7 protein-coding genes are annotated in these 10700 nt (G+C 54.5%); 1 reads left to right on the forward strand and 6 read right to left on the reverse strand.

From position 1 onward, the window contains the following. The coding region (locus LX81_RS22420) for an Ig-like domain-containing protein (RefSeq protein WP_170134082.1) at window positions 1-2856 on the forward strand (2856 nt) is incomplete at its 5' end. A gap of 168 nt (window positions 2857-3024) precedes the next feature. Here the strand turns inward: LX81_RS22420 and LX81_RS21130 are convergent. The 6 genes from LX81_RS21130 to LX81_RS21155 all read right to left on the reverse strand — a co-directional run bounded on the left by LX81_RS21130 (window position 3025) and on the right by LX81_RS21155 (window position 10371). Further along, window positions 3025-3936 (reverse strand): nucleotidyltransferase family protein, encoded by a 912-nt coding sequence (locus LX81_RS21130; protein WP_170134083.1) that lies wholly within the window; start codon window positions 3934-3936, stop codon window positions 3025-3027. Window positions 3937-3975: 39 nt separating this feature from the next. After that, entirely contained in the window at window positions 3976-4836 is an 861-nt protein-coding gene (locus tag LX81_RS21135; protein WP_111539227.1) for a phosphoenolpyruvate carboxykinase (ATP), read from the reverse strand. A gap of 286 nt (window positions 4837-5122) precedes the next feature. After that, window positions 5123-5404 carry a hypothetical protein gene (locus LX81_RS21140; RefSeq protein ID WP_111539228.1) on the reverse strand — a complete coding sequence of 94 codons (282 nt, stop codon included), beginning with the start codon at window positions 5402-5404 and terminating at the stop codon, window positions 5123-5125. A 198-nt stretch (window positions 5405-5602) separates the two neighbouring features. After that, window positions 5603-6712: a right-handed parallel beta-helix repeat-containing protein gene (locus LX81_RS21145; protein ID WP_111539229.1), complete on the reverse strand. Its 1110-nt coding sequence runs from the start codon at window positions 6710-6712 to the stop codon at window positions 5603-5605. 4 nt (window positions 6713-6716) lie between these two features. Continuing rightward, window positions 6717-8606 carry a putative Ig domain-containing protein gene (locus LX81_RS21150; protein ID WP_146259518.1) on the reverse strand — a complete coding sequence of 630 codons (1890 nt, stop codon included), beginning with the start codon at window positions 8604-8606 and terminating at the stop codon, window positions 6717-6719. A 196-nt stretch (window positions 8607-8802) separates the two neighbouring features. Beyond that, window positions 8803-10371, reverse strand: coding sequence for a hypothetical protein (locus tag LX81_RS21155; RefSeq protein ID WP_146259519.1), 1569 nt, complete (start codon window positions 10369-10371; stop codon window positions 8803-8805). Window positions 10372-10700: the final 329 nt, after the last annotated feature.

The following is a 10700-nucleotide window of genomic DNA, read 5'->3' on the forward strand; positions in this document are numbered from 1 at the left end:
ACCCCCGTTTCCGTCGACGTGCTCGCCAATGACAGCGACCCCGACAACGATCCGTTGAGCGTAATCTCGGTAACGCAGGGGACGAACGGCAGCGTGTCGGTCAATGGCGACGGAACGATCTCCTACGCGCCAGACAGTGGATTCTCCGGCACCGATACGTTCAGCTACGTGGTCGGCGACGGGCAGGGCGGAACAGATACCGCAAACGTCAGCGTCGATGTTCTATCACCCGAGGCAGTCGCGTTTTCTACGGTTCCACTTACGGGTATTCCGAATAAAAGCTATACGTCACTCGAATTCGGTCCGGACGGTCGACTTTATGCCTCACATCGTTTTGGTGAGATCTATGCTTTCGAGATTGAGCAACAGCTCGATGACGAAGGAAACATTGTTGGATATGCAGCAACCGATGTTGAGCTGATCAATCTGATAAAGTCTATACCAAACCACAATGACGACGGTACACTTAATTCTAATATTGGCTCGCGACAGGTTACGGGGATTGTAACGGCCGGAACCGCAGAAAATCCCGTTATCTACGTCGGATCCAGCGATCCTAGAGAGGGAGGGGGCAGCGGAGGCGGCGCGGGTGACACCGGCCTTGATACGAACTCTGGCATTATCTCTCGATTGACTTGGAATGGAAGTTCATGGGAGAAGCTTGATCTCGTACGCGGGCTTCCTCGTTCAGAGGAGAACCACTCGACGAATGGTCTGGCTCTGACCACTGACCCAGATACTGGAAACAAGATTCTTCTCGTTGCACAGGGTGGTCATACTAATGCAGGTGCGCCGTCGACCAATTTCGCATTCAGTTCCGAATACGCACTTTCCGCTGCGATCTTGGCGTTAGATCTAACAGAGCTTGAAAGCGGTGTCGGTTCCTACTCAGTCAAGGCCGACGGTGAACACAAATATGTATACGATATTCCCACCGTACTTGGACCGGTATTCGGAGGCCAAGACGGCCTTAATCAGGCACGGCTTGTAGCCGACGGTCCGGTCAGCGTATACTCTTCGGGATGGCGTAATCCTTATGATGTTCTAGTTGCCGAGGATGGTGACATATTCACCATCGATAATGGTGCAAATAAAGGATGGGGCGGACTACCGGATGGAGAAGGGACGGACAGCGTTACCAACGATGTACCGACGAACGATCCCGACGGATTTGATAGCGTAAACAATCTTGACCATCTCGAGTTTATATCGACCGAAAGTTATTATGGCGGTCATCCGAACCCAATACGCGCCAATCCGCAAGGCGCTGGCCTGACCTATACGAATGCGAATGGTTCAGAAGTCTGGTCGGAGACGGTGAGCGGCGCTTGGCCTCCAGTCGATCCGTCCTTCTCATTTGCCAATGATGGAGACTTCCTGCTTCCGGGCGTAGAAGACAATGCTCTTGTCACATGGAAAGACTCAACCAATGGGCTCGATGAATATACCGCATCGAATTTCGCTGGATCGATGCAAGGTGACCTCATCGCGGCATCTTTTGACTCGAGTGTATATCGCATAAGTCTAAGTGATAATAACACAGCTGCCGCTAAAGAAGCAATTGCAAGTGGGTTGAACGGGATTCCCCTCGATGTAACGACACAGGGTGATTTCGATATCTTTCCGGGGACAATATGGATCGGATATGTCACAGGATCATCAGATATCGATATTTTAGTACCAACTTTACTCGATGGTGACGCTAATGATCTTGACGGTGACGGATACAGCAATGCCGATGAAGCTGCGAACGGTACTAACCCCAACAATCCATCCAGTACTCCACCCGATAATGATGCCGACTTAGTATCAGATCTGAACGACAATGACGACGATAACGATGGACTTTTCGATCCCGCGGATAGTTTCGCAATCGATGCAGCAAATGGGATGAATTTGATAGTAACCGGTAGCCAAGGACTTTTTAATCCACTTCGTAATGACGATCCAGGCGCCGGGTTTGCCGGACTTGGTTTTACAGGATGGATGAAAAACGGCTCGACTGATTATTTAACGCAGTATAATTCTGAAAACCTCATTGCGGGTGGGACCTCAGGTATTTTCAGTATTATTGAGACGACATCTGGCGATGCTACTGGAAGCTTAAATAACCAAGACGATGGATTTCAGTTCGGTATTGGCCATGATTTATCTGGATCAGAATATGACTCGTTTCTTATCAATGCGCGTCTTCTAAGTGTCATGTCGCCACTTGATAATTCGCAGCTTGCGACTGGACAATCTGCCGGCATACAGATTGGTACGGGCGATCAAGATAATTTTATAAAGATTGCGGTTGCAGCAAATGGTGACCAACTTGATATCCTTTTGACTCATGAAGAAGACGGTGTTCCAGAATCAAATTTTTTACCGGCTGAAATACCGATTGGCGCTCAAGTTGATCTTTTCTTTGAGATTAATCCTATTGCAGGCACGGTTGCCCCTGGCTGGCAGGTGGACGGTGGGTCGTTAGAGGTCGGTCCGCCTATTATCTTGTCTGACAATAGCGAAATTCTTTCGGTAATCAATAACGCCTATCAGATCGAATCAGAGCCAAGTGGCATGGCTGTTGGAGTGATTGCGACGCATGGTGAAACTGGCACGCCGTTCTCGGCGCAGTATGATCACATCAATATATATGCCGGAACTCTTGAGGATCAGTCACAGACAGCTGTAATATTTACTACAAACATTGATGAGGCACTACTCTTTGATGCAAGTGATACATTCATCTTCAGAAATGAAGTAGATTTCTTGGATATATTCAAAGGAAATAAGGACCCTTCCTTACTTCCACCTCAAAATCCTTTCGATAATAACTTTGCTGTTTGGACCGAAGATGCAATCGATATTTGATAGGGTGCTGAAAAAGACCGCTGGGTAAGATGTGTTTTTTTTACGCGGATGCTGAATGGATTGGGTCACGGGTAGGCAGTGCTAATGGCGGGTTCCCTGGCCAGGCACCAAGCAATTTCTGCAGTCTTGCCAGATTGGAGGCCGTAATAGCCAAAGTGAAGCGTGCGCCTACATGTTCGATTGCCTTAGGCAATAGCGGAGTATTCGCCACTCGATCTGGCCAAGGACGGTCCATCGAAGCTTCAAGACGCGGCGGCGATGGAGCAATTGTGCTCGCATCGTTGGTCGGGCAAGCCGATCCGTCCTGATTCCCAGAAGACGCTCCGCCATCAGACGTTGCACGTCGAGGGCGAGTCCGAAAACTCGCATTTGGCGTTTCGCAGCAAGCCAGTTCCAGTCAAGCGAGGGATCGGTGAACTGGTCGGCAAGATCAACCAAATATTTCAATTGTGTCCAGCCGCTGAGAAGACCGCGATCATGCAGCATCTCATGGCCGATCATGATTAAGGCATGGAGATCGGCATTGGGAGCGTAGAACCGTACACTGTCTCGCTCTTGAAGTGTCACGCGGCACATGTCATCCGGTGAGAGAAACGACGCAACGCCGGGGGGTAGGGCCGTATGCAGATCAACCGGCCCGACCTCTCCCGGTCGCCAAAAGCTGCCGGGGGAATGCACATGGGCGGTATGCTCGAGCGGCTTCAGCCTTAATCCCTGTAGGACGTGCAGCGCCACCGCGAGGTCCTGTGGAGCGATGAGGAGGTCGGTGTCGACCAGGATCCGAGCAGCATCTCCAGGATCGGGCTGGCGGGCAAGATCAACGGCTCCTTTGATGAGAAGCGGGGTCAAGCCGGCTGAGTTGAGCGCTCCGACGACCTCGCTTAGGAAGGTCCAGAGGCGGCGGTTGCGCTCGCGATTGGCCCTCTCGAGCTCAGCTAGGAAATTAAGGACGTCCGGATCGACAGATACTGCGTGCTCACTGCGCATCAGCCTCCGGTACAAGATCGATGTGCAGAATTCCTCGTTCGCCGTCGCGACGATTTCCATCCAGTCGAGTTCGGGATCGGGCGGGCCGGTCATACATCGCGCCAGCCGTTCGATCGGGGACGGCGCGGCCATTTACACGACTTCCGCGGACCCAGTCATGCGCTGCGCGTCTGCGCCGCAGAACTGATCAAGCGCCTTGGCCGCGGACGAGAGGTCGCAATAGGTGAGGCGGATACATCGTGATGTATTGATGGCGGCAGCGAGGGCGTCGAACCCGTCCGGAGAAAGTGCGTCCTTTCCTGACCACGCCGATTGCAACAAGGCCGCGAATGTCTCGGTCGTTGAAAGTTGCGTTACGGTAAGCGCGGCCCCGTCTCTCCGGTCAAGCACGACGATCCAGTCGACCCGGTGCGCCTTGCCGGATCCCGCCGCGTCGATCGGCAGGTAGCGTACCACCTTCCGATCGGGGCGATGAAAAATCGGGGCCGAAGTAATATCATCGCGCTCAAGGAGTGACCAAGCCCCTTCCTTCAGCGTGGCTGCAAAGGGCAGGGCACGAATCCGGCCATCGGGCAGGAGATCTGCCAAGTCGTCACCGGCGATACAAAACCCTTTTTGGTCAAGATGGAGGGATAGCGTACTCTTGCCGGCGCCCGGCTCCCCAAGCAACAGCATCGCACCGCTTCCGCGGAGCAAGGTTGCGGTATGGATTGCCAGTCCATTCAGGTGGTCTAGCGCTATTTCCGTCAGGGCGAGCTTGAGAAGTGGCGCGCCCTGATCCATCCTGCCCCAGCTTACCGGCCCATCACGACGCCCGACACCGATCCGTCCGTTTTGGCCAAGAACGATTATTTGCTCATCTGAGGACTGGGCGAATGTGCGGAGATGCCCGAAAGCGGGCATCATCGCATCGCGAAGATAGGTCGATGCGAAGCTCAACAATACGGTTGCATCGCCAAAGCGAAGCGTTTCCGTTGTCTCTACCGGAACCATGCCTTCCTGACAGGACAGATGAGTGATCGCTTGGATTGCGAGAAACTCCCGTGCGCATGCAGCGCCCCCTGAGTCAGGGAATTGCTGGACTTCCGCCTCGAGAATGCCTGTCTCGAAGATCGACCATGCTTCGGCTGTGACGTGATCAAGGCCGCAAAAGGATTGAGTGGGAGCAACAAATAGGAAAGGCTGGCTATGAATCCACGCCAGCCTTGATCCCTTTGTCGGAATCAGAAAGCGGTCGTTCCGATCCCGACGATCTTTTCCAAAGCCGAAGATTTGCGGACTAAGCAGATGCGAAAAGCTTGTGCAGCTTTTTCCGGAGCGCCGCCCAGAATTTTTTCTTCTGGTAGTGATGATGGCCTTTGATTTTATGCTTTTTTACACCATCGCCACCGCCTGATTTGAAGATACTTGACGCTTCAGCCTCCATCGAGGTCGAAAGCAGAACCGTGATCGCTGGTGTCGTTACAGCTGCAAAGCGCCCAGCTTTTGACAAGAACTCGCGACGCGCGATAGATTCGATTTCAACCTGTGAATTCTCAGTGTTATCAGTGTTTTGTGCCATTAATGAACCCTCTAATACACATTCATTTTACCAAGAGTCGGCTCGACATCAAGTAGTTCGAGCTCATCGAAGCATATGCATTGCATTTTCAACCTTAGCATGTAGAACTACCTAAAACATTGGCATGTGAGTACAATTCGTACGCAATTCGACTTGGAAATCTTCACTTCCAAGCCGATACTAGTCAGACGACTCAATCTAGGCGATTGTTAACGTGACCTCTGATGTCGCTCGTGCCAAGCCATTTTTGGCTCCGACGGTTACTGTAGCGGTATAAGCCTCGTCCGTCTTGATGCGGATCGCGCCTGAATCGGGATTGATGTCGAGAACGTAATGGATGCCCGGCTGGCGACCTGGCATCGTGTCCTCCGCGACGTTGGGAATGGAGCTGACACTGCCGCCCTTAAGCCAAGCGTTGCGGACTGTCGACCAATGGTCCCGCGCGGCCTTTCCTTGCAGATAGCGGAACGCGGACGGAATTGTCGGATAATCGCGGGGTAATGGATCATCGGTGAGGTTCAGGAAATAGTTGTTCGAGGAGCCGGATTTTAGGTTATCGAAGGCCGTTTGCAGGCGGTTGAGATCAAGGTCGGTCGTTGCCGCCACCGCAATCACGCTATCCCGGATGAGCAGGCTTGGGCTGTTCCTCGTCACTTTGAACGGCGGGCCCTGCGTCGGCTGTCCTCGATAGGAATATACAGCCATCTTGAGCAGGACTCCGCGCAGTTCTACGATCCGCGTTCGCGCGGAACTCGGTGTGTTGTCATCCCCGATCGAGATACCGGAAAATACGTCTTCGAACAGGCAATCCTCGATAAGTCCCGCCTGTCCCTGATCACATTCGACCGCGTCGTCCCGTGCTTTGTCGATATGGCACCGGCGAATGGTGAAGAAATGCGTGGGATCCTCCTTGGTCGCTCCCGGGACATTCACCCTGATTCCATCGAATGTTTGCTTGATGGTCCAGTTCGAGATCGTCATGTGTCCCGTAATGTCCTTTCCGAACACTCCGGCGGAATTCCCGCCCTTCGACGAATCTTGATATCCGTAGACTAGGGACCAATCGTCCGTCAGGCTGATCGTCCCGTTGATCGTACCGCCGCGCAGTTCAAAATCGTTTTTCCACTTGTCGAGCAAGACGGGGTAATAGTTTGATCCGCCAGATTTAGTTGAATCGTTTTGCTGGACGAATGTCGACTTGCTACAATCAACGAGAGTTTCTGAACGGCTGCCGATCCGAAATTGGTCGTAGCCCCAATTCCCCTCGACTAGTAATGTCTTGCCGCTTTCTCTAATCGTTCCTGCCATCTTTTTACCCCGGATTTACAATACAGGTGATACCGATCCACTTATCGGAGCCTGTGAGTTCGAAAATTTCGCTCGCAATGGTTTCGTTCGCATCCGTAAGAGCGTTGCGTCGCGCGACATAACCACCGATGATACCTTTGTTGTTGGCATCGGCGATCTTGGTCCAGCCCGGCGGCGTGCCGGTGAAGGATTCCTCGTCGCACCCGCCAAAGAAGAACACCATTCCACCTGCCTTGGAGGCTTTGGTGGCGGGCGACACGACCTTGCTTGAATCGTAGCGGTCGTAAGAACTGGTTGTCGCATTGACGACGGGCGCCTCAGTATTGAACGTGCCGGCCTTGATCACTGTCGCGGAGACCACGAATTGTTCGTTTCGCTGGCAAGTTATCGAAAGCGCTGCACCGGGCGCTCTGTCCGCCTCGGCGACGTACCAATAGAGCCCGATCTGCGTCCCCCCTGAGCCTGGATCTCCGGTATCAAATGGCGCCACGGCGCGCGTTACGGCTTCTCCATTGGGCGCCGCTTTCATATCGACGATCGCTTCGAGGCCACGGTCCACGCCAATCGCAACAAGAACGAGATCTCCGGCCGAATAGGCAGGATTTTCAGCCTCGAACGTTGTGCGCCCGGAGCTTCCGGACGTCGATATTGCCGTTGCAGCATGTACTGGCTCGACAACGGGGGTCAGACTCGCAACCGCGATTTTCTTCCTGTCTTCTCCGTCCTCGGTCTTGGCGGTGAACTCCACGGTGAGTTCTCCCTTCAGACCAGCTGTGCTGATACTCGTCTCGCCAGAGGAGACGGGCTTGCCGTCGAGAAGCCACTGCGTCGTGCAACTCGGCTTCGGCATGCCAGCGACCATGGCCCGGCATCCATAATCCCCGTCACCGAGATCAATGGCTTCGAGCTGGATAACCTTCGGCAACATGAAGCACGTCACGGGGCCGGTAGCGATCACATTGCCTTCGGCGACGATGTTGTAGTATCGCGTGCCGCTGCCGACCTCATAGCTGCGGTTCTCGAGTGGATCGATCCGCAACTGGACCTCGGGTTCGGACACGGCGATCGAGAATGCGCCTTCGGCCGAACCGGCCTCGTTCATCGCCAAGACCGTGACCTCGAACGTGCCGGCGATCGTGGCCGTGCCCCGCACCTCTCCGCCAACAGCATCAATTTCAAGACCTAAAGGTAATCCCCGGGCCTCGAAGACGAGATCTTCGCCCGTGAACGCAGTTCCGGCCGTGATCGTAACGGATTCTCCGATCTGAACGGATAGATTGCCGAGACTGCCGTCATAATTGGGCTTTGCCGGCAATTGCTGGCGTGTGGCGAAGGTGATCGCCGCCGTCCCGCCGGAATTCTCGTAGCCGACGCTGAGACTTCCGGCCGCTTTGATGATCAACTGCCCGGATTCGTCCACCTCGCCCGCGATCTGCCCTTCACCGTCTGGAACGGTGACGGTCCACGCACCCCCCATAGCGTTCGCGAAGAACCCGTCAGTATCGATCGTCACGCTCTCATCGAGGGGGATCGTCACATCGACTGGAACGCCCAAGGCCTGTGGGGCGAGATAGCCGATCCGGAGGCAGTTCGAAAACAGGGTGGCCTTGCCGGATCTGTTCGAGGCGGTATCGACGACAACGATCTGTTTGCCGTCATCCTCCGGGCGGATCTGATAGGGTGATTGCCGGGATGTGCCGTCGACAAGCAGCGCCGTTTTGATATCGGGGGCGGGATTGCCGGCCCAGACGCCCGGTTTCGTTGAAACGGTGGACCCAATCTTCGTTTCGCCGACGATTTCCGGCGGGGAAACGTTGTTCGGCGGAATGTCATGAGAAAGTGCGGACTCTCCCGATGACTGCTCTGAAGAATTCAATTCGTATATGGTAGACACGCGGACCTCGCAAACGCTTGAGATGCCGGCCGGGACAGGTTCGGGTTCGAACCGCCCACCGGACGTTTGGTGCGAGGATCAGCCTTGGTCCTATGAAGCTAAGGCCGGGTCACCGGGCAGGTCGCGGAGACCCCGGATCGTGCAACAGGTCCGGGGACAGTGCCTTCGGCATGCTCGAAGGCAGATTTTGGGACAATCATCCGACGAAGACGAAATCGTCCTCGATATACGTCGATTGCAGCATTGTCTCCACATTGAGGCGTTCCCCATCGCTTAATGCGCGATCGTAGATCAGCCCCGCGGCAACCCCCATGCGGCTTTCTCCAAGCTCGGCAATTTCGGCTCCCATTACGATGCGCTCCGCATCGGTCGCGTAGACATGGGCCGTGGTGTCGATCAGCTTGCCGTCGAGGTACTGGCTGAGCGTACCGTCCTCAAGCACGGCCGATTGCACGATCCAATCCTGCGACGGCCCATCCGTCATCGTTCCAAAGTCGTTCTCGAGGCCCCATCCTTGAACGGAGAGGGTCTCTGAATTGTAGCTGGTCGTCAGATCGAAGGTCTGGTTCTGCACCCCGTCGCCATAGACCAATCCGGACGTCACGCCATTGTGGTCGAGATAGTTCACCACGAAGAACATCGTTCGATCGCCATTCCCTTCGGGCCGCCCGTTCAGAGCCCCATTGCGATCGAGCAGATCTCCAGAACCATCGAAGACGACCGCGCCACGGCCCGTTGGCGTGGTCTGGTCGGCGAAGGTCGGATTTCCAGAGGCCACCAGGTCGTTGCCATTGCCCGAGCTGTCGCTCCAGCCCGCAATGCGCGACTGGTCCTGCAGCACGATGTCGTCGATGACGTAGGCCGCAAGGGGATCGGGTTCGGCCGCCTCGTCGCTATCGGCTGCGAGAGCGGGCGTCTGGGCGGGTATCGATTCGGAGGATCGCGCGATCCACTCCGCTTTCGTCGCCGCCCAGTAGTTTCTGGCCTCCGCCCCTTCGAGGATCGTAAAGCCCTCCGGCGGACGGGGGTAATTCTCGGGGAGCGTTTCGTCGCTCAGATTAAGGAAATAGTTTCCCGATGCGTCGATCACCTTGTCCCAAGCCCGCTCCAGATCCTGCCAGCCTCGGTGGATCCCGTCTTCGATGGCGAACACGGAATCGTGGATCTCGAGCTGCGGGCTGGTGTCTAGGGTCTTGAACGGCGCCTGATGGGTGAGTTCCCCCTTGTAGAGATACTCCTTCATCCGGATCAGGACGTCTTCGACCATGACGACGTTGTCGGACTTGTCGCCCATGTTCTCGTCCGCAATGCTGACCCCGACAAAAACACCGTCGAAAAGGGCGTTGCGGATCGTTCCGCCAACGCCCTGATCGTTTTCTACCCCGTCATCGCGTATTTCGCTCAGCCAGATGTTCTCGATAGTGAACGTGTCGTCGTCATTGCCGAGGATCCGGATCCCGTCCCAAGCCCGAGATATTCGCCAATCCTGCACAACGGCACCGTCCGTACCGCGCACAAGAATTGCAGCGGAGTTTACGTAAGCATCTATCCAATCGATATTCTGCGGTACCTCACCTAAAATTTCTCCACCAATTAATGTAACGTCCGAGCTATCGTAGATGGAGACGGGATACCTGTTCGTGTTTTCCCCTGAGTTGGATACGATCCAATTGGCATCCGTTGCATCAATCAGTTTGTATGTAATTTTTTGAGCGCGATAACTTTCGTATTCAAAGCTTCCAGATATTTCTATCGTTTCATACATGATACATTCTCTCAATAGATATATTATAATCTCTCGTTTCTAGGAATAAGCCAGGGGATCATCCATCCAAAATCGTGGCTTTCGACCTTTAGGTTATAGGTAGACTGATAGTTTGCTAAGTTGAAACGTCTCTACGGCGCATCGGCGTCATTCCGCCTTAAAATTTGTAAGTTAGTTGGACACCTCCATGAACCCCGCGGCCCAAGATGGACACTCCGGTCTCGCCCCGTTTCACTAGGCTCCAGACTCATTAAGTTAGAGCCAGAACAGTACGGTTGCTGCGAGGGCGATCGCTGACAAGAAAGCTTTCGGGCACCGGTCGTAGCGAG

It is taken from the genome of Palleronia aestuarii (genome assembly GCF_003253995.1).
Classification (GTDB): domain Bacteria; phylum Pseudomonadota; class Alphaproteobacteria; order Rhodobacterales; family Rhodobacteraceae; genus Palleronia; species Palleronia aestuarii.